Origin of the sequence: Paenibacillus sp. FSL M7-0656, assembly GCF_038003225.1 — a bacterium.
GTDB classification, from domain to species: domain Bacteria; phylum Bacillota; class Bacilli; order Paenibacillales; family Paenibacillaceae; genus Paenibacillus; species Paenibacillus amylolyticus.
In genome coordinates, this window is the sequence record NZ_JBBOOT010000001.1 from 5918518 (window position 1) to 5943632 (window position 25115).

Here is a 25115-nt window from a genome sequence, read left to right on the forward strand (position 1 = left end):
GTGCCTGTTTTTTTGCATGTATTAAGTAGAGTAATACAAACGTTCCGCATATGGAACACCAACGTTTTACGTATTTTTGCCCTGTGAAACCGTATGGTACCATGGATCATAGATCAATCGGTATCCGGGGGACGTAATGCCGGGTAAGAAAAGAGGGATGACATGATGAAGCAGGCTTATTGGTTAACAAACGTGACTATGGAGCGGGGTTATGCTCTGGAGGGAGAACATGTGACGGGGACACGGACAAGCCCCGCTCATCTGCGGATTAAAGATGGAGTGATCGCAGAGATTGTGGAAGGAAACAACCCGTTGTCTAGCGATCTACCACAAGTAGATGGCAAGGGACTTCTGCTGTTGCCTTCGTTCGAGGAGGCACATATTCATCTTGATAAAACCTACTACGATGGGCCGTGGACAGCCGTTAAGCGCATCTCCAGTATTTTCGAACGTATTGAAGAAGAGAAGGTTCTGTTGCCCAAACTGCTGCCAGATGCCAAGCGTCAAGCGGAGAGTATTCTGACATTGATCCAGGGGTACGGCTCCACTCATGTACGTAGTCATTGCAATATTGAACCCGTCAGTGGCTTGAAAAGACTGGAAGCGACGCGGCAGGCTCTGGAATCATTTTCGGGCAAAATCTCTTCGGAGATCGTGGCTTTCCCGCAGCATGGACTGCTTCGCTCCCATTCAGTGGAGCTTATGGGCCAAGCGATGAAGGAAGGTGCAACGCATGTAGGCGGACTTGATCCTCATACGGTGGACGAACAGATCGAGAAATCACTGAACGCCATGGTTGAACTGGCTGTTCAGCACCAGGCGGGCATCGATATTCATCTGCATGATGGTGGGCAGGCCGGCAAACAAACGCTGTTGGAACTCGCAAATCTGACCGAAGCAGCAGGACTTCAGGGTAAAGTTACGGTCAGTCATGCGTTCTGGTTCGCCCGCGCAGAGCAGCAGGAAGCAGAAGATATGGCGCAGCGAATGGCCTCGCTTGGGATGAGCATTGCTTCCACGGTGCCCATTGGCAGAACGATGATGCCTCTTCCCATGCTCCACCGTATGGGTGTAAACGTGAAGCTGGCCACAGACAGCCTGACGGATCATTGGTCTCCTTTTGGCAATGGGGATATGCTTGAGAAAGCGGGACGATTCGCAGAACTGTACGGATATAGCGACGAACTGTCCTTGTCTCAATCTTTGGCATGGGTAACAGGCGGGATTACACCGCTGGATTCACAAGGGGAACAAGTCTGGCCGAAGGTAGGCGACACCGCGAGTTTTGTATTGGTGCATGCGAGTTGTTCGGCGGAAGCCGTTGCGCGGCGATCTGCGCGGCAGGCCGTATGGTACAAGGGGCAATTGGTCAGTGGATCAACAGCGGATTGAGGGAAATAGAGCGGGTGCAGCCACGGGAAACCGTGGTTTTTTGGCATGGGAGAAAAAGAGGAAAGAACTGTTCGCATATACCACATTTTGGGTTATGATGGACGTAGTTAATGAAGGGAGTATTACAAATGAAGATTGAGTATGCAGCGGAAGCTGACTACGACTACATCATTGAAAGAGATCGGCATATCCATCAGCCACTTGTGAAAACGAAGATTAGTGAGAAAGAAATATTCATCCTATGGGACGAGGACGAGGGATCAAGAGTTGGATGGATGAGGTACGGGTACTTTTGGGATAACCTTCCCTTCATGAATATGATCTGGATTGATGAACCCTATCGAAACGGCGGATATGGAAAAAAAGTGGTACATCACTGGGAAAATCTAATGAAGCAACAAGGCTTTGATACGGTGATGACTTCAACGCAATCAGACGAACATGCGCAACATTTCTATCGAAAGCTGGGGTATGTTGATGCAGGGGCTCTATTGCTGGATACACAACCTTTGGAGATTATATTGATCAAGAAAATCTAGTAAATAAGCTGCAAGGAGAGATGATTGTGGATGTGAAAAAGGTAAGCCTACAACCCATAACCAAAGAAAATGAACTCGAGTGCATCCACCTTAAACCACGGGAAGATCAGCTAGATTTGGTAGCTAGCAATGCGGATTCATTGATGCATGCGACGAAGGAAATTACGTCCAAGCCGTACGGCATTTTGGCAGAGGATCAGATGGTAGGTTTTATTTTATTTGATAACGAGATCTACAATGACGGGTATTACTGGATTCTGCGCTTCATGATTGATGAGAAGTACCAGGGGAAGGGTTACGGCAAACTTGCTATTCAAGAAGTGGTTCGTATGTTGCAAGAGAGAAGTGACTGCCAGCAAATCAGGGTATCCCATGTTCCACATAACATTGCGGCAAATGCGCTGTACAAACGTTGCGGGTTTCAAGAAACGGGAGAGTTTGAAGACAACGGTGATATCATTTTAAGTTATCAAGTGAGGTAACAGGGAGGGGAAGCTTGATGATAAGAGAGGCAGAAGCTAGGGATGCAGTGGTTATTGAAAGACTGTATAAAGAATTATTGCCAAACAACTTAAACACGAAGGTACTGGCGGAACGGATTGAAGAGGTTCGGAATAACCCAAACAGTTTCTTGTTTGTGTATGAACTGGGTGATCAGGTGATCGGCACGGCTCATTTACATATTTGTCTGGATGCTTTGGTGGAAAATAGACCATTCGGCGTAGTTGAGCGGGTTATCATTACGGAACATGTGCAGAGCAAGGGATATGGATCTGAATTGATGAAACATATAGAGCATGTATGTGTGCAGAAAAATTGTGTGAAGGTGTTTCTTACGAGCGGATCATCCAGAAACGAAGCACATCACTTTTATACGAAATTGGGGTACAACGGAGAATCCAGCAAGGCATTTAAAAAGTATTTATAACTTATAACATTCATCAAGGAAAAGGAAGTAGAAGCAAAGAAATGAAAGATAACAAACATCCGGTTCAAGATCTCCGACTCATCGTTACCTTGCTCGTGGCTACTTTATGTTGTCTAGGTGTTGTGATGTATTTACGTGCCCAAACAGATAGGAATATGTATCAATTTTTAAGTTGGGACATGTTCCTGGCATGGGTACCATTCGTCATCTCATCCTGCATTAGATACATATTTAATAAGAAATTAACCACAACGAGCATGATATGTATGGGGCTGATGTGTGGAGTATGGCTCTTTTTTCTGCCCAATGCGGCCTACCTTTTTACGGAGATTCTGCATTCATTCAGATATTTTGATGCTCAAGAGGAGATTAGATTTTGGGTTAATATTGATTTTTGGTATGGACTTACTCTGACGTTTGCCGTAGCGATCATCGGATTGCTACTCTCGACTTGTTCGATCATTCAAATCCATGGCATGTTAAACAAATTAATAAATAAGTACATTAGTATGATGGTTGTCGGTGTTATTTTGCTATTGAGCAGTATAGGGGTTTACATTGGGAGATTTAATCGGTGGAATTCATGGGATATATTATCCCGACCTGGGAAGATCTTCGTGGATCTTGTGAATGATTTTAATGCAGCGAACAGCATAATGGTTGAGTTTGTCGCCATTGTATTTACGGTTCAACTTTTTGGATACGTTATTTTATCTTGCCTAACCGCAAGGTCGGGCAACTAATTATTCCATTTGAAAGGGTAAAGGAGGCAATATCACACGATGGGTAATCTTAATTTTATCGATAAACTTCCTCACATTAGTGAATGCAAACAGATTCTAAAGGCAGCAGCTATGCTGGATGCCATTTTGATGCCGGAATGGGAGTACAGGTATTACTCGTATAATTCCCAGTGGGACAAGAATGAGCAAATGGCATCCATGAGAGATGGGCAAGGAGATCATTATTTTGCTGTATTCAGTCCGAATGGGCTGATTATTAAAGGCTTTGCTAAAGAGTATGCACTTCAGCATAAGGTTGATAGGAGTGAGGTGGTAAAAAGCGTTCCAGAAGCATTTAATACTTTTGTGGTAGAGCCGGCATTTGTAATGGATCAGACGACGTTCTGTATCTGGAGTGTGGCGGATCAGGAAGGGTGGTCTGCGGGCACGGAGCTTGGGGATCATGAATACGAACTGTTAGAGATTTTGATAGGCGGCGCGAAATATTATCATGCTTGGGCACAGGATTACTACGAGATAGCGTTGGATATCAAACTGGTTGAACAGGTATTTGATATGAAGCCGATCGATGAGGTCTTACTACAGCAATTAAATGATGAACTGAAATTAAGTGATATCGAAGGTGAAATTGCAGAAATTGGATACCCGGATAAGGATATGAAGGTATGAAGGCGATAACCCAGGAAATCACGGAAGAATTATTGACTGTGATGGATATGTACCAAAGAATCGCGCGGCAATTGATCGACCAACTGATATTGGAAACCGATCAGCCTGATCGGGCGGAAATTCTCGTAGGTGCGTACCATTTGCTGACCAATGCGGATGTAATCCACGGAGAAGAAGAATTAACGGGAAATTGGTATTTTGAAGTTCACGGCGAGCATTGTATGTTCAAGAATACAGAAACAGGGCAGACATTAGAGGTTTATCCTTGGTAGTCTTCGTATTTCGAGAATCCGTTTAAGGACATGTTGGATTTCTTCGAACGTATGGAGACACAGCATGTGTTAATTCATATTCACGGGGTGGCGTATAGAAAAATGATTTGATTGCTTGCCATTTAATTAAAACTGAGGAGGAATTACATATGGGTTTAACCGAGTGGTCTACAGATATTCTTCAATATGATCTGTCGGATGAATATTCGATTCGCAAAGCTGATTTTGCTGAATGGGGATTATATTGCACGGTTTATTATGATATGCGTTATGTAGGATTTTTCAGAGAAGAAGAGTTTAGTTCTTCCAAGATCAGTGCGTACTGGATTTACAAGGGGGAAAGCAAAATAGGTGGCGTGAGAATGGAGCCTAACCGGATGTATCATTTGTTTTTTGTCCCGCCATTCCAGCAGTGCTTTGAGGTATTGAAACTTCTGAAGCATAAATTATTACAGTGGTCGGATCGCAGCAAACGCATTCTGACCTTTGAGATTCTTCCAGACCAAGTTGATCTATATGCAAGAGCTGGATTCTGGCCAGTGGAGTTTAGATGTCGCTGGATGCAGCGGCCTACAGAGCATTTTGAAATCGAATGGGACAGCAGAGTAACCGTGAAGAGTCCAGAGATTATTGAAAGTGAAACCGGCACCAAAAAATATGTGAATGAAGATGAAATTGCTCAATGTGACCTGGAGAGTTTTGCAGGAAGTCTTGAAGCTACACGAAGAAAACATACCACGCTTGCAGATTTTATACCAAGTGATGACCCTAATTATACCAATGAAATTCTGACCCAAGCGTCCACGCTTGTATATGACAAGGAAACGGGACAGCTTATTGCAAATTGTCGCTTGTGCTTGCAAGATAGCCAGGCTGCTGTGTATAGCATAGGTGTTCGTCCGGCATATAGAGGAAGAGGGCTTGCTACACTGATGTTACAGAGAGCTTTGAATGCGCTTAAGGGTCAATATCCCGTGCTGCGATTGTATGTGATGCAAGGAAATGATGCGGAGTCCGTGTATCTGAATCTGGGCTTTATTCCGGGTGTGCAGGAGATTCAGACGATGTATATTCCTGAGGAGGAATCACAATGAAGGTTGCCATTTATTTTGAAGGCATTCCATGGAAATCAGTTGGAGAGAGAGGACATAGGGGACAGTGAACGTCCGTAGAACGTGTTCTGATTTGGAAAGGAGAGATGTACATGGGAATGATCATTATGTTGGTGGTGTATCTGTTCCTCGGTATTTATGTTGTGAAAGTTGGAATAGATAACTCCAAAAATAGCCAGCACACCAAAGAAATATTATCAGAGTTAAGGGAAATTAAGGAACTGTTAAAAGAACGAGGGTAAAGAGGAGGGATGTACTTGTGTCTCGAGCACCATTTCAAATATTAGTTTTTCCTTATATCAGGTTGAAAGATTCAAATGATTATGCATACGCTATCTTTCGAAGATCAAGAGAAGGTTACTGGCAGGGCATAGCTGGGGGAGGGGAAGATGAAGAAAAACCATTAGAAGCAGCTATGAGAGAAGCATTTGAAGAGGCGGGAATCCCTTTAAATAGTCAATACAGGAGTCTTAATTCAAGATCGACTCACTCCGTGGTAGATGTGGTTGGTTATTTTATGTGGGGACCTGATACATTAGTTATTCCTGAGTATTGCTTTGGAGTAGAACTAGATGAAATGGATCTGTCTTTATCCAATGAGCACTCAGAATATAAATGGGTGGCTTATGAAGAAGCTCGTGAAATACTTAAATGGGATAGTAATAGAGTAGCAATCTGGGAATTGAATCAAAGACTGATCAGAGAGTCATGGAAATAGACATGTATTCAAGCGAGGAAGGATGCTATGATTTACGATCTACAAGGTGAAGCCATTATGGAACCTATTGTTGGAATGTTATTTTCTGCAGTAAGAGAGAATAGTGAGCGACTTAAATCGATTACTGAGGGGATGTCGCAAGAAGAGGTAGATTACAAAGGGGAAAAGAACCAGTTTAATAGTACAGCTCAATTAATACGACATATTACGTTTGTTGATATGAATTGGGTTTATAGAATAAAGGGAGTTGTCCTTCCGCAGTCATTAATAGAGCAATATGGTCCCATGACTGATGAAAATAATAGACTTCCGCTGGTTCAAGATGTGTCACGTGACACACTTATCTCTCAATATGAGGGTGTATTAACCCTTCTGAAAGAAACATGCACACAAGTAGCAGATGGTGACCTAGATCGAGTAGTTACTTTTGGACATCAGAACGAAAAACAAGCTACGGTACGTTGGGGATTATGGCATATGGCTGACCATAACCGTTATCATCAAGCTCATATTAATCAGCTAAGAAAGTGGTTCCAAACACAGAATGATTGCTAACACATAGACAGGTTATTTTTCTAAATGCCAGATCTGATGATATCACCACCTCCCCTCAGCGGTTACTTCAGATCTGAAGTACACGTATAACAATATCCTGATCATGGTTACCAAAACCGGCACCATAGATCGTTAATCCCCCTACGTTGGGGCTTTCTTCGTCAACCGTGAAACGTAGCGTCCAGAACGGTTCGCCTAGTTTGACATCTTTGAGAGTAATGTCTGACATCCGCTCACCATCCATATAGGTACCGGAACCATCAATACGAATGGTCTTTAATAATCCATACTGATTCACATTACGATGCCACCATTCTGGTGTATATTTGCCGCGTGCTGCTCTGCCAAAGTCGGCAGGGCTTGTCCACGTTCCGAGAGAAACGCCATTGAAGGTGAAACGAATATCCGAAGGCCAATGATCTCGCAATCCCGGAGCTTCAGAGGCTAGTTCCATCGAAATTTCAATAGCATCGGTGGTCTGATCCGGTAGTACAAAGTTAGGTGTTTTATATTCAACATAGCCCTTCCCAAACCACAAGATAGCGGCGTGAACACGCTCGGGATCAAGGAAGTAACGCGGATCATCCCATACGCCGATCTCTTTCTCAAGTGTTCCTAGCCCACAGGTAGGGTGGATATCAAAAGCAGTGTAGTGTCCCACGGCTATCGTCTGTTCTCTGGTTCGTGAAGTTTGGCTTGCGGACGGCAGCTCGATCTCAATCTGATTTTGTTTGAGGTAACATAATTTGTGCGTCCCTCCGTTGATCCGAACTCTTCTGCTACCAATTAGACCCGCATCCTCTAGTTTGCGAATATGCATCGTGACAATGGAGGGGCTAAGCTCTAATACTGCCGCAATATCCTTCACATTCATTTCGCGATCTGCAATCATATCCATGATTCTCCATCTGACTTCACTTGCCAGCGCCTCATATAAAGGAAGGAACTGGGGCTCCCCATTTGCTTTGATCATCTGTACAACTCCCTATCCTCAATCTTCTAAAATCACATATATATTAATTTAATAAAATTAACTCCAAGATGCAATTCAGATTCATTGCAAGTTTACACCCGATGGTGTTTAATTTTTGTAGTTGTTACGAAGTTGAATTCTTATATTTGTGAATTTTATAATAAGAGATGGAGTGGAGTAATGAAATACAATAACCCTGTTGTGAAAGGTTTTTATCCAGACCCTAGTGTGATTAAGGTGCACGATACATACTATATGGTGTGCAGTTCTTTTCAATATTTTCCGTGCGTACCGCTCTTTGAAAGCAAGGATCTGCTGAATTGGAAACAGATTGGTCACTGCCTGACTCGTAAAAGCCAGATTCAGCTAGAGACGGTGAACAGCTCCGGGGGTGTATTTGCCCCAACCATCAGGCACAATAACGGGCGTTTTTATATGGTCACAACCAACGATACGACGCATCAGAATTTCTATGTCTGGACGGATAATATCTACGGAGAATGGTCTGAGCCTATCTATGTGGATCAAGGCGGAATTGATCCCGATTTGTATTTTGAAGATGGAAAAACATTGTTTATGAGTAATGGCGTGGATGATGAAGGCGTTGGCGGAATTGTCCAGTGTGAGCTTGAGATTGAAACTGGCCGCAAACTGACCCCGAGTCGTTCGATATGGAACGGAACGGGTGGACGATATCTGGAAAGTCCGCATCTCTATAAAATGAACGGTTATTATTACCTGCTTGCAGCTGAAGGCGGCACCGAGTATGGTCACATGGTTACGTATGCTCGGGGAACTTCTTCTTCAGGACCGTTCGAAGCCTATGCGCACAATCCAGTTCTAACCAATCGCAATCTGGGCGGGTATGAGGTCCAGGGTGTGGGGCATGGTGATATAGTTCAGGATGATCTGGGGAACTGGTGGCTCTTTCACTTGGGATTTCGACAGATCGGCAGATGGGCTACGTACCATCATTTGGGTCGAGAAGTATTTCTGACTCCAATTACGTTTGGCGAAGACGGATGGTTTACAGCCGGGCATGAAGGAACAACGCTGACGAGTTTTGAGACCAATCGTATCCCGGATACGGTGATCCAGCAGGATAAGAAGAATTATACGTTTGCAAATACAGACTGGAACCTCGACTGGTGTTACCTTCGTCATCCAAATACAGAGCATTATCAGCTTGAATCAGATAAGCTTACGCTAACAGGAACCGATGTAACGCTGGACGTTCCGGCATCCCCAACGTTCATTGGGTTACGTCAAAAAGACTTTAATGCTACGATTTCTGTCGATGTTAGTCTGACGAGGGGAGAAGCCGGTATCACGATCTACATGGATGAGAATCATCATTATGAAGTGGCTATTCGTGGGCAGCAGGACGGTTATAAGGTGATCGAGCGTTTAAATATCGGTGATATCAAATCGAGAGAACATGAAGTGGATCTGGGAAATAAACAGCATGCAACGCTGGTGATCCGCTCAAGTCAGGAACGCTACAGCTTCCTGTTTCAAGCAGATGGTGAAGAGATTCTGCTAGGCACGGCACAGACGAGATACCTATCCTCGGAGGTGGCAGGAGGTTTTACAGGCGTACTTATTGGGTTATACGCGAGTGGGCAAGATACTTCAGCTGAGTTTACAAATTTCAAGTGTGATTATCATTAAGAAGTTAAGGGGAGGGCCTAAGGGTCCTTCTCTTTTTTTTAATTTGTGTCAAAATATAGATATATTATTAAATGCCAATAGAAGAGAGGGATTTAAACTTGCAAGTACATTATAAAATGCCAGAATCCTTAGTAGACATCGTTCGAATAGATAAGAAATTACGTGAACAACATGTTGGAACCATCGACGATTATATGGGTTTTTATATTAGTTTTAACAATGATGATGATAGATACTACTGTACGCCAGATGATGCCATCGTATTTGGAAGAACAGGGGCAGATGGTGACCATTTTGCTTTTTTCACGTTTAACAGATCCATTAGTGATTTAGAAGAAGCGCCTATTATCTTTATTCAACCTACGGCGTTTGGTAATCAAGTAACTTTAGTGGCCAGAAACTTTAAGGATTTTATAGCATTATTTATTAATCTTAAGGAAGTATATGTTTTGGAGAGATTTCGATTTTATAAGAACAAATTAGATTTTATGAACGACTATAACGATAATTATATGGAAGATATAAAGATGCGAGAGAGTGATAATCAATTAATTATTGAACTGTTAAAAGAGAATATTAAAGGGATAACAGGAATTGATGATGTGTACGAATACATGATTGAATCCAAAAAACAAATAGAACTAGGGATAAACAATGATAATTTTGCATGATCTCTATATGGCATCACTAAATAATCTACATGTAACAAAAGGTTAAAAGAACGTGTTATTTAAATATATAGCTTGATTGGATAACCAAGGAGGAGTTGTATGGAGGATCAATGGAGAATTGCAAAGTATGATCCGGCATGGCGTGATTTGTTTCTCGAAACGGGTTCGAAATTAAGAGAAGCGTTAGGAGAAAAGGCCGTGCGGATTGACCATGTTGGGTCCACTTCAATTGTTGGAATAGATGCCAAACCCATCATAGATATACAAATATCTGTTTCCCAGTATGAAAATTTGTTGGACTACAAACATGAGATTGAAACAGTCGGATTTGTATTCAGAGCAGAAAATCCAGATAAGACTAAACGTTACTTTCGTGAAGAACCCGGAAACAGAAGGATACATATACACGTTAGACAAGTAGGCAGTTTCTCCGAGCAGATGACCTTGCTGTTCAGAGACTATTTAAGGGAGCATCCAGAAGATTGTTTGAACTATGCGGAAGAAAAGCACAGACTCATGTCATTGTATAAAGATCAGCGTCCCAAATATGTTGAAGGAAAAGGGCCAGTGGTGTGGAGCATATTACAGAGAGCACATCGTTGGTCTCAAGAAATCGGATGGCAACCGGAAAAATCTGACGCATGAGCACATCCAATGATAGAGATAACTGTATTGGAGTGATGAGATGAACATGGGAAGAAAGCTGATAACAACCGTTCTAACCATCATTTGTTTTACTTTGGCTGCAAGTCTCATATCGATGAATGAATCCTACAGTTTTGATTTTTACATTCTTATTTATCCGATATACGCGACTCCCTTGATCCTGTTGATCGGGCTACCTTTATCGATATTGCTAGACTATCTGCTCAGCCGAATACAATTCCCTAATCATGTGTTGTATCTAAGTACGAGGATATTAGGCTATGCATGTGCTGGAGTTCTAGGTATGAATATTTATTATGTGGTCATGGGCGCAGGAGAAGCAATCTTGGATTTCAAAGAGTTAGTTCTGACCTTATTTGGCGTTCTAGCTGCTATTCTATTTGTATTGATTGATATGGGATTGGAAGTTTTGTTAAAAAAGCAAAGAAGAAAGAGTTGAATTAAATTGATTTGTTAGGAGGAAAGCAAAATGACAACGCATTGTGCACTTCTAATCATTGACGTACAGGTAGCGATGTTTGATGAAGCAGATCCCGTATATCAAGGGGAACGATTGCTTCAAAAGATCCAGATGTTAATGGCCAAGGCCCGTGAAGCAGGGCATTCCATCATATATATCCAGCACTGCGAAGGGGCAGGGAGTCCACTGGAACGAGGAACTCCGGGGTGGGCCATTCATCCGTCCATTGCACCTATAGCTGGTGATCTCGTTATTGAAAAGGAGACACCGGATTCGTTTCACAAAACCGATCTTCATCTGAAATTGCAAGATAATGGCGTGAAGGAGTTAGTCCTTACGGGAATGCAGACCGAGGTATGTGTAGACACGACATGCCGCAGAGCGTACAGTCTGGGATACACGGTCAATCTGGTTCAAGATGCGCACAGCACATGGAATTCAAAGACACTTCAAGCGGAGCAGATTATTGAACATCACAATACGGTACTGAGACTGTTTGCCAACGTGGTGGATACGGAGAATGCGCTGTAATGCTAGGAAAACGTAGGCGATTCTGGTTTTTCATAGGTGCGGCAATCATGTTTTTGTATTTTCTAATCACGAGTAATCCAGATCCAAATAAGCCGATTTCAAGAAATCAAGTGATAAGCACAGAGATGAGTATAGTCGTGTACACCAGGACAGGTGACGGTGGAGCACACGTTAGCATTGACAATGTTACGTTAAGTAAAGAAGACATTAGCCGTATAGTCGGCTGGCTGAATGCAGCCCCGGAATCAGCCAAAATACCAGTAGATGATGTCACAGGAAGCATTAGTGCGGGAATTGCTTTGAAATTAAAACATAACGCTAAAGTTACGATTCAATACAATCGGAAACAGATTATTGTATCCACAAAAAGCAGATTTAATAGAGATTCGAAATATATACTTGATCAAAAGGACTTAAGAGACTTTTTGGATCAAAAGTTGGAAGGGACGTATTTTGGTGAAGATACCGTTAGTGTTGAATAAGGGGGAGATGTATTGACGATTAACAAAAAAATAATGAATCTATCAGCCTGGCTTGCTGTATTAGCCATCCTATGTATTCCTGGAACTTTACATACTGAAGATGGACCGCTCCGAACAGAGTATGGTTTCCCGCTCCGATTTTTTACGGATTATCATTATGCTAATTCTGAGGGAACTATCTGGTTTATATCTGGCATCTATTTAAATGTACTTCTATATTTGTTCAATGTTCTGTTTATTTATGCAGGAATTCATGTAATCTTGTATATAAAAAAGAAAATAACTAAATAAATTGAACTGAATATTTACACGAAACGGAGAGGACAGAAAAAACCTGAAGAAGCGAAGTGTTCGCCTAAAAGCTTTCTGAAAGAAAGCTGCATCGGAAGCATAGGCTTATCCCCGGAGTTTCCCATTATAAAATGAATCAAAAAAATCTGGGGATAACAGCGATCGGAAGGTTGTTCTGTCATCGGAGTGGTAAGTGTGAACATTCAATAGTTTAATTTATTTAGAATATCAAGATGGAGTGATAACGATGAAACAACTTCCAGTAGAATGGAAGTCAGACCGACTTATTATCTCGAATGTGGAAGAATCCGATATTCCTGAACTTGAGTCCTTATATGAAACCAGTCGGTACTTGCATCAATGGGATGGACAAGAGCATGATCGGAACTATGTGAAAGAATGTTTTGAAGAAGGCCACCTTCCGCCGGGAGGCAGGCTGGAGAATTATCGAATTCAATCCATTCGCACGAATGAGGATGACCGCTATATTGGTTTGTTAAGTGTGTACCATGGGTATCCCTCCGAGGATTCAATCTATCTCGAATTTTTATATATCCAGAGCGAGATCCAGAAGCAGGGATATGGACAAGAATTAATTCAGGCACTGACTCTTCACATCTCCGAGCTTGGTTACAAGGAAATTCGAATCAACGTAGCGCTCAAAAATTGGACTGCATTACGCTTCTGGATCAAATCCGGATTCAATCAGATTAGTAGAATTTATGGTGATCTTGAACATTCGGAGGATACCTTTGCCCATACAGAATTGATCAAATCTCTATGAAAAACATCGATAAAGGGGAATATACCAATGGAAACATTCTTTCGTTATAACTGGATGGTGCGTGAGCAATGGTATGTGTGGTGTGAAGATGTACCGCTTGAAGAATTGCTTCGGCCTCGCACGGGCGGAGTAGGCAACATATTACAAACATTATTTCATATCATTGATGTAGAGTGGAGCTGGCTTCAGTTGCTTCAGGGCAAACCGGATGATGCAGAAGATTTTGCAAACTACCAGAATCTTGAGGCGGTAAGGCGACTCGATCGCAAGTTACGTCCTGATGTGGAGGCATTGGTTACAGCATGGGATTCGAGTATGGAACAAAGAGCTTTTATTGATTATCGCTCAGCTGGCAAGACGAGTACATATTCATGGGGAGAAGTTATGCGACATGTGATCGCCCATGAGATTCACCATATGGGACAGCTGTCGGTATGGGCCAGAGAATTGGGCAAACAGCCAGTATCCGCCAATGTCATTGGCAAAGGCCTGATTATACCTGATTAACAGGGAGAGAGCGGCATGACATGAATGAACGGAGGAGAAGTGATGATTCATTGCAGGAGAGCTACGATTCAGGATGGCGAAGTGATGAGTCAATTATCCCATCAACTGGGTTATGTCAGCACAACTGAAGAAATCAAGGAGAGACTAACTCTTCTCTCTTCCTTACCAGACCATTATGTATGTGTGGCTGAGATTGATTCGAGGGTCGTAGGCTGGGGCCATGTACAGGGAAGACATTCCATTGAGAGTCCATCTTTTGCCGAGATTGGTGGACTAGTTGTGGATGGGATTCATCAAGGGATGGGGATTGGTAAGATAATCATGAGCGAATGCGAGGAATGGGCTCGGGTTAACGGCTTTGATAACATTCGGGTGCGTTGTAACGGAAAAAGGGAATCTGCACATCGGTTTTATATAGCTATCGGATATGAAGAGAAGAAATGGCAGAAGGTATTTGATAAACGATTATAATCTAATCTTGTGTATCATGGAAGGAGGAGAACGATGACGATTCAACTTAGCCAAGTGAATTGGGTAGAACTGGATGAACGTATTCAGCAGGTGATTAAACAGGAGTATCAGATCATTCCCTTGCCACCCGGACTGGAAGCGAGTGTGATGAGAATTGAAATGGAAGATCAGTGGTACGTATTGAAAGTCTGGGACAAGGATTCCAAACCGGATATCGCCAAACAATATCGATTATTGTCCAAGCTTTATCAAAGTGGAATTCGTGTTTCCAAACCCTACGGTTGGGGATTAGACGAGCAAGGGAATCAAGTGCTGTTAACGAGCTATGATGGAAAGCCGATTACCCAATTAACACCAACCAAAATGACACATTTGGCTGAGCGATTAATGGAGGTCCATCGTTATCCGGTGAATGAAGTGGGTACTGGAGAAGATGAAGAATACATATTCAGGTACGATTTTGTTCAATACTTTTTTCCTCAAATTGAGTTACATGACGATATAAATGATCTTCTGGCAAACTTGATCCAGCAGGTCCAGATCAGACAGGATCGCTTGATTCATGGCGATTATAATCTGGGAAACATTCTTGAGATGGACGACCATTACACCATCATCGATTGGACTAATGGGCAATATGGTGATCCAAGGTACGATATGGCATGGTCTGTTTTTCTGATCACGATCTATAATGGGGAAAGTTATGGCGAGATGTATCACGCTCAATTTGCACGTTCTGCAAGTTATACGTACACGCTGGAAGAGGAGCAGGTTTTTGAAGCTGTAGCTTGTCTTCGCTGGATTCTGTTAAAGCGCGTTGGGGATGTCCCCATGGGGCCAGATGTAATGGAAAAGGTTCACAGCATGGCTGTCCATAATCCGTATTTGAATGAACATCTGCTGTAATCGTAATACGAGGATATACAATGACGACAGTATACGACTAAGTAATAGAAAGACCACTTTTTTTAAATAAAATAAACAGCCAGTCCTAAACTAGCGATCCTCGCATACCTATGATAGTAGAGGAGCGTGATCGATATGGAGCAGAAAGTGCAAACTTACTTCGAACTGAAACAGCAGCAAAAAGATATTGAGCAGCAGTTGTCTGTACTACGAGATGAGATTGTCGCGTATTGTGCAGAACAAGGGGTGTATGAGACGCAGGTTGGTGGTTACACCGTGAAAACAGTGCTTCAGAACCGGAAGGAATACGATGATCAGAAGCTGTATGCTTCTCTTCCAGACCCGGACATCTGGCGATTGTTATCCAAGGTAGACAGCCATAAGCTGAAAAGCCTCATCAAGCTGAACATTCTGTCCGAGGAACAAATTAACCCGGCATGCACAGTGAAACAGGTGACCTTGTTACAGGTGGACAAGCTGTAAGGCTTCATATCCTCTTTGTATATGAGTTGAATTTAATTGAACAGCCCGATCACAAAACACCTTCCGAGAAATGTTCTGTTTAGATGAGCAGTCGGACATACGTGGAGGTGTTTTTGTTGTGCAAACAGGGCCGAGGATCATAAATAGTTAAATATGAGGGGGAAGAAGTATAATTTGTTCATTGTAAGCGTATTCAACAAACGATATGATGGATAAAAACTGGCAGGGAGGAATTGTAAATGCAAACTGAAATTCCATCATTACATGCTGCGTACGCTAATACGTTCAAAATAGGTGCTGCTGTACATACCAGAATGTTGCAGTCCGAAGCGGATTTCATCGCCAAACACTTCAATAGTATCACGGCTGAAAATCAGATGAAATTTGAAGAAATTCACCCGGAAGAGGATCGTTATTCATTTGAGGCGGCGGATAAAATTGTTGATTTTGCTGTTGCCCAAGGGATTGGGGTTCGCGGACATACTTTGGTCTGGCATAATCAAACATCGAAATGGGTCTTTGAGGATACCTCAGGTGCTCCCGCTTCCAGAGAGCTGTTATTATCTCGCTTGAAGCAACATATTGATACGGTAGTAGGTCGGTATAAGGGGCAAATATATGCGTGGGATGTCGTCAATGAAGCTGTTGAAGATAAGACCGACCTGTTCATGCGGGACACGAAGTGGTTAGAGCTGGTGGGGGAAGATTATTTGCTGCAAGCGTTCAGTATGGCTCATGAAGCTGATCCAAATGCGCTTCTTTTCTATAATGACTACAATGAGACGGATCCGGTCAAGCGGGAGAAGATCTACAATCTGGTTCGGTCTTTGCTGGACAAGGGAGCGCCTGTACACGGGATTGGGTTGCAGGGGCATTGGAATATTCATGGTCCTTCAATTGAGGAGATCCGAATGGCTATTGAGCGTTATGCTTCACTGGATGTGCAGTTGCATGTTACGGAGCTGGATATGTCCGTGTTTCGTCATGAGGATCGTCGAACGGACCTCACCGCGCCAACTTCAGAGATGGCTGAGCTACAGGAGCGTCGATATGAGGAAATCTTCAATTTGTTCCGTGAGTATAAATCATCCATTACCTCTGTGACGTTCTGGGGAGTAGCGGACAATTATACCTGGTTAGACCATTTCCCAGTACGCGGACGCAAAAATTGGCCCTTTGTTTTTGATCAGCAGTTGCAGCCTAAGGAATCATTTTGGCGTATCATTAACCCTATGTCCTGAACATCAGGGAAGTGGAGAGAATCGGTCACGATGTGGCCGATTTTTTGCTGTACTTAATATAGATTGTACAGTGCGGTTATCTCGTTCGTGATTGAGGCGTTGATTTGTGTGGATGATAAAATATGGTACTAAATGGAATTTTGTGATAGGGTTGAAGAAATGGCGAACCAAATTCTTTCCTGAAAAGAGATGAGAAGATGGATTACATCCGAAACTATTTAATTACTTTTGCCGGAAATTTTATATTTAGTTATTATTTTTTTGAAGAAGGTACTTTTGCCAAACCGCTGATGTTTGCTACATTGATGCTGTTACTGATCATGACAATCGATTACATGAAAAGTAGAAACAAATATACATTGGATTAGGGTATGTCCATGTTTTTAAACGATTCTGGAGCATAGGGTCGTTTTTTTATTGTATATAGAACAGCTTCCATTTACATCATGACCATTGTTCATTACACTTGATGAGTAGCACCTCATTAACTCAGTTTTCGTTAACTCAATTCAGATCATCAGGAGGATATCATTATGCATCAATCCGCACATATTCAGGAAGCAAGAGATTACATATTAAACCGAATCCATACCAAACCTGCCGTAGGCATGATTCTGGGTTCTGGACTGGGAGCGCTCGCGGACGAGATTGAAAATGCGACCGTTATTCCGTATACAGATATTCCGTATACAGATATTCCGTATTTCGCCCAATCGGAGGCTATCGGTCATGCCAATGAATTGGTTATTGGTGAACTGATGGGCAAAACGGTTGTAGCGATGAAAGGCCGCCTTCATTATTATGAAGGTTTTACATTGGACGAAGTGACTTTCCCCGTTCGGATCATGAAGGCGCTGGGTGTCGAGCAATTGCTTATCACCAATGCCTGCGGAGCCATCAACACCAGCTTTGAGCCGGGTCAACTGATGCTCATTACAGATCATATTAACCTGGTAGGCAATAACCCGTTGATGGGACCGAATAATGCTGAACTGGGTGTTCGTTTCCCAGACGTATCACAGGTATACAATCGCGAACTGCGCAGCATTGCTCTTAAGGTTGCAGAAGAGCAGAATGTTGGCCTGCAGCAAGGAGTCTATGCATGGTGGAGTGGCCCGGCATACGAGACACCAGCGGAGATTCGCATGATTCGTACGATGGGTGCGGATGCAGTGGGTATGTCCACAGTACCTGAAGCCATTGTTGCCATTCATGGCGGTATGCAGGTACTAGGCATTTCCTGTCTGACCAACATGGCATGTGGTATTCTGGATCAGCCGTTAAGTCATGATGAAGTTATTGAAGTGGCTGCGCAAGTGAAAACAACCTTTATCGGACTTGTAAAAGGCATTTTGAAAGAGATCTAATCGTGAGATGATTTTTTATCTAGGCCACGATGGATAGGATAGAGTTTTCATCCAACCCAATCGAAACCACAAAAAAACGCATGTTTCACGAGTTGTTACTCGTGAGACATACGTTTTTTTATTTTGCAGAACTATGAACCATCTGAGAATGATCGGCCATGATTGCTGGTGTGGACTCCCTGATGATGGGTTTGGTCACAATGTGGGAGACCTGATACGGCTGTGTTGGGCTATTAATCCGGGATAACAGCATCTCCGCAGTTTTAATGCCCATCTCATTGCTATAAATATGAACCGTCGTTAATGCTGGCTCAATAATTCGAGATTGGGGTGCATTATCGAATCCGCATATCGCAATATCCTGTGGCACAGCGACATTTCTGTCTTTTAACGCTCTAATCAGATCAACTGCTATAAAGTCATTAGCGCATACGTAAGCGGAAGGTAGGGAGGCCAGCTCTGCCACTCGCTGGTTCAACCATCCTGGCTTGGAGAAACACAGGCGATCATTATCTACGATGCAATGGGACAGGTCCACCTGCAACCCCGCCTCCAGCATAGCACGCTGATATCCAACCCATCGTTCATTAAAGCTCTTGCAGTGATTGTAATCTCCGACGAATCCAATACTTGTGTAGCCGCTCTCAATTAATTTTGTGGTTAACTGATAGATGCTATGTTCATTCTCCATGAGTAGCAGATCTGCTTTGAATTCGGGATAACATATGTTGGAAGCGCAATCGATAAAGATGGTGGGAATGCCCAGATCGGTAATCAGCTGTGTATATTCCAGATCAAATAATTCAATGCAAATGATGCCGTCCACTTTGGCTATATCAAAATTGTTGGGAAGTGTAAGTGTATCTTGATCGTCTTCACGCACGATATGAATCGAGAGATTGTATCCCTCCGCACTGATTCTTTTCTCCAGACCGCTGATTAACAACGAACCAAAGTGAGATGTATTAGGCAGGTTTTCAGTTAACAGGGCGATATTGCCCGGAGCCTTGGTTAGAACATGCTCATTGTCCATATAGGCAAACTGTTTATATTTAAGTTCAATTGCTTTTTTAATTACACGATTTCGGGTTTCATCCGGGATGTTTCCGCTATCATTTAATGCTTTGGAAGCCGTATTCCTGGAGATCCCCAAAGCATCAGCGATGTCTTGTATCGTGACTTTTTCCTTTGCCATCTAATGCTTCACCTCTAATCCTCAATAGTCATCCATATTCTTCTCTAAGTCAAATGTATAATAGAACGGGACAAATAGCAATCTCTGTTTTACAAATGCACAATTGTATTTACATTTAGATAGTCGAATTCTATTTTCATAATTGTTCCAGAAGTTTTGTTAATTAGTGTAACAATGATAATCTATTACAGTCATGATATAGAAATATCTATGCGGGTATTAACGATTCAGTGCTGTATATATGCAAATTTAATCCTCTTTAGTTACATTAATGCAAAGATGAAATGATCAAATGCACAAATATTTTTTTACAAAACGTATTGACTAAATCCGTTGAAACCTGATAAATTGTAAATTATCAAATAGGCAATTGTAAATATTGAAAGCCCTTACTGAAAACAATTGTCAACTTCTAGAATGAACGGGGGTATCGTGTTGGATAACATAGCCGACAGCAAAAAGGGCGAAGGAAGGGTACTGAAAGTGAGGACGACAAGCGGTCATAGGTTACAGCAGCTCAAAAAAAATTACTTTTTATATATGTTGCTTGCACCAGCCTTAATTTTGACTCTTATCTTCAAGTACATTCCGATGTACGGAGCCATCATTGCGTTTAAGGATTTCAGTCCGATCAAAGGCATCATGGGTAGTGATTGGGTAGGACTGAAGCATTTCGAGAAATTTATAGCTTCACCCAATTTCGATATCATTTTAATGAATACGCTTAAACTCAGCTTTTTGGGATTGATATTCAGTTTCCCGGTGCCCATTTTACTGGCACTCATGCTGAATCAGGTACGCAAAGCTGGCATCAAGAAAAATATTCAATTGTTTCTGTACGCACCCAATTTCATCTCGGTTGTTGTGGTTGTGGGTATGCTGTTCATCTTCCTCTCACCGACAGGGCCAATTAATCAATTAGCCACATGGATTACAGGTCAGCCGATCATGTTCATGTCTGAACCGGAATATTTCCGCTGGATCTACATTTTGTCCGATATCTGGACCGGAGCGGGCTGGGCTTCCATCATATACGTCGCGGCTTTGGCCAATGTTGATCCGGAGCTTCACAATGCGGCTAATCTGGATGGAGCGAATCTCCTTCAGCGTATTCGCCACATTGACCTTCCAACGATTCGTCCGATTATGGCCATCGTCTTTATCCTTGCAGCTGGCGGGATTATGTCCATTGGATTTGAGAAGGCCTATCTGATGCAGACGTCCATGAACCTGCCTTCCTCCGAGATTATTGCCACGTATGTCTACAAGGTGGGACTACAGTCTGGAGATTACGCTTATTCTGCGGCAGTTGGATTGTTCAACTCGGTTATCAATGTGATTTTGCTGGTGACGGTGAACCTGATTGTGAAGAAATTGAATGAAGGCGAAGGCCTCTATTAGGAAAGGAGTATTATCCATGGTTGTTAAACACACGGGAATGGATCGGTTGATCCTCACACTCAATGCCATCTTTCTCACCTGTGCTGTACTGGTTGTGGTTGTTCCCCTGATTTATATTGTTATCGCCTCATTCATGGACCCCACGGTGTTACTGAATCGTGGACTGTCCTTTAATGTATCGGACTGGAGTCTGGACGGATATCAGATGATTTTGTCCAATCCAGCCATGATCCGGGGGTTTGCAAATGCGGTATTGTACTCGGTTTCCTTTGCATTGATCACCGTGACCGTATCCATATTTGCAGGTTATGCATTGTCGGATGATAGGCTCGCGGGACGTGGATTTTTCATGATTATCTTTATCATTACGATGTTCTTCGGCGGGGGATTAATCCCTACTTATCTACTCATACGTAATCTCGGCATGCTGGATACGGTGTGGGCGATCATCATCCCTGGAGCCGTTAACGTCTGGAACATCATTCTCTCCAGAACCTTTTTCAAAGGAGTCCCTCGAGAACTGAAAGAAGCTGCTAACGTGGATGGCGCCTCTGAGATGAAGATTTTCTTCCAGATCGTCATTCCGTTGTCGAAACCGATCATTTTTGTACTCGCACTTTATGCGTTCGTTGGGCAATGGAATTCCTATTTTGATGCAATGATCTATCTCGATAATCCGAACCTGCATCCGTTACAGCTCGTTCTGCGTTCCATTTTGATTCAGAATCAGGCTGCACCGGGCATGATCAGTGATCAGCTCGCGATGGCAGAACTGAAACGGCTCTCCGAGATGATTAAATACTCAGCGATTGTCATTTCGAGTCTGCCACTCATCATCATGTATCCGTTCTTCCAGAAGTATTTCGAAAAAGGTGTCATGGTCGGTTCCCTCAAATAGTGAACAGCCTGCGATACAGTAAGTTGATCCAATCCAACTCATGGAGGTCATTATTATGAAAAAAGTAAACAAATCCAGAAAAGCCGTTACAACGGCATCCATTTCCATGTTATCTGCAATGCTCTTTTTAACCGCCTGTGGCGGAGGTGGAGGCGGCGCGGCAAGTGAGGCGCAATCCCCTGATGGTAAGGTGACATTGAATTTTATAACACAGAGCTCTCCGCTGGCTCCCGCTGATCCAAACGACAAGCTGATTAACAAGCGACTCGAAGAGAAAACCAATGTGCATATCAACTGGAAGAACTATACGAGTGATGTGTTTGCAGAAAAAAGAAACCTGGCGGTTGCCAGCGGTGATTTGCCGGATGCCATTTTTGATGCAGGTTACGGGGATTATGATCTCCTGAAACTGGCGAAGGACGGGGCGATCATTCCACTTGAGGACATGATCGAACAACACATGCCCAATCTGAAAAAGGTGCTGGAGGAAGCTCCCGAATACAAGAGCATGATCACGGCTCCAGACGGACATATTTACTCATTCCCATGGATTGAAGAACTCGGAAGTGGCAAACAACGGATTCAGGCAGTGGATAACTTGCCCTGGATTAATGTGGAATGGTTGAACAAGCTTGGACTGAAGATGCCAACGACAACCGAAGAGCTGAAAGAAGTATTGATCGCGTTCAAAACTCAAGATCCAAACGGCAACGGTAAGGCCGACGAAATTCCGTTATCTTTCATTAACAAACCGGGCGGAGAAGATCTGACATTTCTCTTTGCGGCATTTGGACTCGGAGAGAACTGGGATCATACCGTGGTAACCAATGAAGGGAAAGTGGTCTTCACGGCAGCTGATGAAGGCTACAAGGAAGCGGTTAAATACATTCATGAGCTGGTTAAAGAAGGCCTCGTGGATGTCGAATCGTATCAGCAGGATTGGAACACGTATCTTGCGAAAGGCAAGGATAATAAGTACGGCATGTACTTCACATGGGATAAGGCTAACATTACAGGCATGAATGATACGTATGATGTTCTGCCTCCGGTTGCCGGGCCTAACGGAGAGGTCAATGTCACAAGAACAAACGGGATTGGGCTTGATCGTGGTCGCATGGTCATTACCAGCAGCAATAAAAACCTGGAATCCACAGCGAAGTGGGTAGACCAACTGTACGATCCGCTCCAATCTGTGCAGAACAACTGGGGTACCTATGGAGACGAGAGTCAGCAAAATATTTTTGAATTCGATGAAGCCAAAGGGATGCTGAAACATCTTCCGCTGGAGGGCTCTGCACCAGTTGAACTCAGACAAAAAACCAGTATCGCCGGACCATTGGCCATACTCGACAGTTATTATGACAAATACACAACCAAACCGGAAGATGCGGCTTGGCGGATGGAACTTCTCGACAAGGTTATGGTTCCACATATGAAAGCGGAGAACGTATATCCAAGTGTGTTCTTCTCCATTGATGAACTGGATCGCTTGTCCACGATTGAGACCGATCTCTTCGCCTACGTGTTACGTCTGCGTACAGAATGGTATCAGAATGGGAAAATAGATCAGGAATGGGATGCTTATTTGAAAGAGCTGGATCGCCTTGGATTGCAAGAATGGCTACAGATTAAACAAGCGGGATATGACCGTAATAACAAATAAAGAAAAGTACGGAGGAGAAACCATAATGTCGACAATTCTTAAACAAGATTACAGAAATGAATACCATTTTTCACCAAAAGAGAAGTGGATGAACGACCCAAACGGCATGGTGTTTTTCAATGGGGAGTATCACTTGTTCTATCAGCATCACCCACATGGAACTACATGGGGCCCCATGCATTGGGGCCATGCAGTGAGCAGGGACCTGATCTCCTGGGAGGAACTACCAATAGCTTTACTCCCCGATGAGAATGGCACTATATTCTCGGGAAGTGCCGTAGTGGATTGGAATAATACGACCGGATTCTTTGAGGGTGAGCCAGGATTGGTTGCTATTTTCACCCATCATCTTGAAGTTAAAAACCAAGATGCCATACAAACCCAGAGTCTGGCGTATAGCAAAGACAACGGCAGAACCTGGACTAAGTACGAGGGTAATCCGGTATTAAAGCATGAGTCCTTTGTTGATTTCCGTGATCCCAAAGTGTTCTGGCATGAGCAGACCAAGGAGTGGGTTATGATTATCGCTTGTGGTCAAACGGTATGTCTGTATCGTTCTCCCAATCTGAAGGATTGGACGCTAGGAAGTGAATTTGGAGCCGGGATTGGTTCACACGATGGCGTGTGGGAATGCCCCGACCTGTTCCCGCTTGCAGTAGATGGAGATTCAGGGCAGGAGAAATGGGTGATGCTCGTTAGCATCGGTGCAGATCCTGCTTTTATTGAAGGCTCAAGAACACAATATTTTACCGGAGATTTTGATGGAACTACATTTGTCCCAGACGAGGCATCCCAGACGATTCGCTGGATTGATTATGGTCGGGATAACTACGCAGGAGTTAGTTGGTCTGACGTTCCTGAGGAAGATGGAAGACGCCTCATTATCGGCTGGATGAGCAACTGGATGTATGCCAACCAGACGCCAACCAATGATTACCGTGGAGCAATGACCATTGCCCGGGAGTTGACACTGGAGACAAGAGCGGGAGAAGTTATATTGATTCAACGTCCTGCACGTGAACTTGAGCAAGCCCGTACGCCAGTATTGTCCCTACAGGATGCTTCGATTCAGCAAGTGAGTGAGCAGTTGAACGCATTGCAACTCGTGAACTATGAGATCCATGCAGAGTGGGCTCAGGATCAGACGTTCCATTTTGCACTAAGAAGCGGCGCAGATCACGAAACGGTCGTTGGTGTAGACTCGATCCGAAGTGAAGTGTACGTTGATCGTAGTCGATCGGGCATCGGCAATTTTCATGAACTTTTCCTGAGCCGTCATACAGCTGAGTTAAAAGAAGTGAACGGAAATCAAAGTTTGCGTATCTTTGTAGATCATTCATCTGTGGAGGTATTTGCAAATGATGGTCAGGCGGTTATTACGGATCTGATCTATCCGGATGCGGATTGCCAAGGCATCTCTGCTCATGCGGAAAATACAGATCTGGTCTTCTCTTCACTTCATATCTATGAGATATCATCAACCAAGGCTAAAGGTTAATTGTAATGAAGGAAAGGAGCCCAGAATG

General features: G+C 43.3%; 31 protein-coding genes. 29 read left to right on the forward strand and 2 right to left on the reverse strand.

Annotation, left to right across the window (positions count from 1 at the left end; all coding sequences use genetic code 11):
- The first annotated feature begins 165 nt into the window (after positions 1-165).
- From MHI01_RS26065 to MHI01_RS26115, 11 genes are all read left to right on the forward strand, one after another.
- Complete coding sequence (locus MHI01_RS26065; RefSeq protein ID WP_340984909.1) at positions 166-1392, forward strand: amidohydrolase; 1227 nt, start codon at positions 166-168, stop codon at positions 1390-1392.
- Positions 1393-1520: 128 nt separating this feature from the next.
- Entirely contained in the window at positions 1521-1931 is a 411-nt protein-coding gene (locus MHI01_RS26070) for a GNAT family N-acetyltransferase (RefSeq protein ID WP_340984427.1), read from the forward strand.
- Between the two features lie 26 nt (positions 1932-1957).
- Positions 1958-2413, forward strand: coding sequence for a GNAT family N-acetyltransferase (locus MHI01_RS26075; protein ID WP_218641007.1), 456 nt, complete (start codon positions 1958-1960; stop codon positions 2411-2413).
- 17 nt (positions 2414-2430) lie between these two features.
- The gene (locus MHI01_RS26080) at positions 2431-2859 is read left to right on the forward strand and encodes a GNAT family N-acetyltransferase (RefSeq protein WP_340984428.1); all 429 of its coding nucleotides are present in this window, start codon (positions 2431-2433) and stop codon (positions 2857-2859) included.
- A gap of 41 nt (positions 2860-2900) precedes the next feature.
- Positions 2901-3602, forward strand: a complete 702-nt coding sequence (locus MHI01_RS26085; protein WP_340984429.1) for a DUF1361 domain-containing protein — start codon at positions 2901-2903, stop codon at positions 3600-3602.
- Between the two features lie 39 nt (positions 3603-3641).
- Positions 3642-4271 carry a hypothetical protein gene (locus MHI01_RS26090; protein WP_340984430.1) on the forward strand — a complete coding sequence of 210 codons (630 nt, stop codon included), beginning with the start codon at positions 3642-3644 and terminating at the stop codon, positions 4269-4271.
- Positions 4268-4543, forward strand: coding sequence for a hypothetical protein (locus MHI01_RS26095; RefSeq protein WP_340984431.1), 276 nt, complete (start codon positions 4268-4270; stop codon positions 4541-4543). The genes MHI01_RS26090 and MHI01_RS26095 overlap by 4 nt, the downstream gene beginning before the upstream one ends.
- Positions 4544-4692: 149 nt before the next feature.
- Positions 4693-5637: a GNAT family N-acetyltransferase gene (locus MHI01_RS26100; protein ID WP_340984432.1), complete on the forward strand. Its 945-nt coding sequence runs from the start codon at positions 4693-4695 to the stop codon at positions 5635-5637.
- Positions 5638-5747: 110 nt separating this feature from the next.
- On the forward strand, positions 5748-5897 hold the full coding sequence (locus tag MHI01_RS26105) for a hypothetical protein (RefSeq protein WP_164783341.1): 150 nt from the start codon (positions 5748-5750) through the stop codon (positions 5895-5897).
- A 17-nt stretch (positions 5898-5914) separates the two neighbouring features.
- Positions 5915-6373: an NUDIX hydrolase gene (locus MHI01_RS26110; RefSeq protein ID WP_340984433.1), complete on the forward strand. Its 459-nt coding sequence runs from the start codon at positions 5915-5917 to the stop codon at positions 6371-6373.
- A gap of 27 nt (positions 6374-6400) precedes the next feature.
- On the forward strand, positions 6401-6928 hold the full coding sequence (locus MHI01_RS26115; protein ID WP_340984434.1) for a DinB family protein: 528 nt from the start codon (positions 6401-6403) through the stop codon (positions 6926-6928).
- A 67-nt stretch (positions 6929-6995) separates the two neighbouring features.
- Here the strand turns inward: MHI01_RS26115 and MHI01_RS26120 are convergent, their stop codons facing one another.
- Positions 6996-7901, reverse strand: coding sequence for an ArsR/SmtB family transcription factor (locus MHI01_RS26120; protein WP_340984435.1), 906 nt, complete (start codon positions 7899-7901; stop codon positions 6996-6998).
- A gap of 180 nt (positions 7902-8081) precedes the next feature.
- On the opposite strand from MHI01_RS26120, the gene MHI01_RS26125 reads away from it, so the two are divergent.
- From MHI01_RS26125 to MHI01_RS26190, 14 genes are all read left to right on the forward strand, one after another.
- Positions 8082-9572: a glycoside hydrolase family 43 protein gene (locus MHI01_RS26125; RefSeq protein ID WP_340984436.1), complete on the forward strand. Its 1491-nt coding sequence runs from the start codon at positions 8082-8084 to the stop codon at positions 9570-9572.
- A 98-nt stretch (positions 9573-9670) separates the two neighbouring features.
- Positions 9671-10243: a hypothetical protein gene (locus tag MHI01_RS26130; RefSeq protein ID WP_340984437.1), complete on the forward strand. Its 573-nt coding sequence runs from the start codon at positions 9671-9673 to the stop codon at positions 10241-10243.
- Positions 10244-10342: 99 nt separating this feature from the next.
- Positions 10343-10888 carry a GrpB family protein gene (locus tag MHI01_RS26135; protein ID WP_340984438.1) on the forward strand — a complete coding sequence of 182 codons (546 nt, stop codon included), beginning with the start codon at positions 10343-10345 and terminating at the stop codon, positions 10886-10888.
- 304 nt (positions 10889-11192) lie between these two features.
- Positions 11193-11348: a hypothetical protein gene (locus MHI01_RS26140; RefSeq protein ID WP_340984439.1), complete on the forward strand. Its 156-nt coding sequence runs from the start codon at positions 11193-11195 to the stop codon at positions 11346-11348.
- A 30-nt stretch (positions 11349-11378) separates the two neighbouring features.
- The gene (locus MHI01_RS26145; protein WP_340984440.1) at positions 11379-11900 is read left to right on the forward strand and encodes a cysteine hydrolase family protein; all 522 of its coding nucleotides are present in this window, start codon (positions 11379-11381) and stop codon (positions 11898-11900) included.
- Positions 11900-12382, forward strand: coding sequence for a hypothetical protein (locus MHI01_RS26150; protein WP_076212245.1), 483 nt, complete (start codon positions 11900-11902; stop codon positions 12380-12382). Before MHI01_RS26145 ends, MHI01_RS26150 begins: the two co-directional genes overlap by 1 nt.
- A 538-nt stretch (positions 12383-12920) precedes the next feature.
- Positions 12921-13457 (forward strand): GNAT family N-acetyltransferase, encoded by a 537-nt coding sequence (locus MHI01_RS26155; RefSeq protein WP_340984441.1) that lies wholly within the window; start codon positions 12921-12923, stop codon positions 13455-13457.
- 27 nt (positions 13458-13484) lie between these two features.
- Positions 13485-13964, forward strand: coding sequence for a DinB family protein (locus tag MHI01_RS26160; RefSeq protein ID WP_340984442.1), 480 nt, complete (start codon positions 13485-13487; stop codon positions 13962-13964).
- 24 nt (positions 13965-13988) lie between these two features.
- Positions 13989-14435, forward strand: coding sequence for a GNAT family N-acetyltransferase (locus tag MHI01_RS26165; RefSeq protein ID WP_076329110.1), 447 nt, complete (start codon positions 13989-13991; stop codon positions 14433-14435).
- 33 nt (positions 14436-14468) lie between these two features.
- Positions 14469-15341: an aminoglycoside phosphotransferase family protein gene (locus MHI01_RS26170; protein ID WP_340984443.1), complete on the forward strand. Its 873-nt coding sequence runs from the start codon at positions 14469-14471 to the stop codon at positions 15339-15341.
- Between the two features lie 135 nt (positions 15342-15476).
- On the forward strand, positions 15477-15824 hold the full coding sequence (locus MHI01_RS26175) for a hypothetical protein (RefSeq protein WP_081746078.1): 348 nt from the start codon (positions 15477-15479) through the stop codon (positions 15822-15824).
- 239 nt (positions 15825-16063) lie between these two features.
- A complete protein-coding gene (locus MHI01_RS26180; RefSeq protein WP_340984444.1) occupies positions 16064-17065 on the forward strand; it encodes an endo-1,4-beta-xylanase in 1002 nt (333 codons plus the stop codon).
- A gap of 197 nt (positions 17066-17262) precedes the next feature.
- Positions 17263-17433, forward strand: a complete 171-nt coding sequence (locus tag MHI01_RS26185; protein ID WP_340984445.1) for a hypothetical protein — start codon at positions 17263-17265, stop codon at positions 17431-17433.
- Positions 17434-17598: 165 nt separating this feature from the next.
- Positions 17599-18432 carry a purine-nucleoside phosphorylase gene (locus MHI01_RS26190; RefSeq protein ID WP_340984446.1) on the forward strand — a complete coding sequence of 278 codons (834 nt, stop codon included), beginning with the start codon at positions 17599-17601 and terminating at the stop codon, positions 18430-18432.
- Positions 18433-18550: 118 nt separating this feature from the next.
- On the opposite strand, the gene MHI01_RS26195 is transcribed toward MHI01_RS26190, so the two are convergent.
- Positions 18551-19627, reverse strand: a complete 1077-nt coding sequence (locus tag MHI01_RS26195; protein WP_101314524.1) for a LacI family DNA-binding transcriptional regulator — start codon at positions 19625-19627, stop codon at positions 18551-18553.
- 540 nt (positions 19628-20167) lie between these two features.
- On the opposite strand from MHI01_RS26195, the gene MHI01_RS26200 reads away from it, so the two are divergent.
- The 4 genes from MHI01_RS26200 to MHI01_RS26215 are packed head-to-tail and all read left to right on the forward strand — an operon-like array spanning position 20168 to position 25087.
- Entirely contained in the window at positions 20168-21028 is an 861-nt protein-coding gene (locus MHI01_RS26200) for an ABC transporter permease (RefSeq protein ID WP_223200008.1), read from the forward strand.
- A 16-nt stretch (positions 21029-21044) separates the two neighbouring features.
- Complete coding sequence (locus tag MHI01_RS26205) at positions 21045-21926, forward strand: carbohydrate ABC transporter permease (protein ID WP_036617174.1); 882 nt, start codon at positions 21045-21047, stop codon at positions 21924-21926.
- 55 nt (positions 21927-21981) lie between these two features.
- Positions 21982-23589, forward strand: a complete 1608-nt coding sequence (locus MHI01_RS26210; protein WP_340984448.1) for an ABC transporter substrate-binding protein — start codon at positions 21982-21984, stop codon at positions 23587-23589.
- A 25-nt stretch (positions 23590-23614) separates the two neighbouring features.
- Positions 23615-25087 carry a glycoside hydrolase family 32 protein gene (locus MHI01_RS26215; protein WP_340984449.1) on the forward strand — a complete coding sequence of 491 codons (1473 nt, stop codon included), beginning with the start codon at positions 23615-23617 and terminating at the stop codon, positions 25085-25087.
- The last annotated feature ends 28 nt before the right edge of the window (positions 25088-25115 follow it).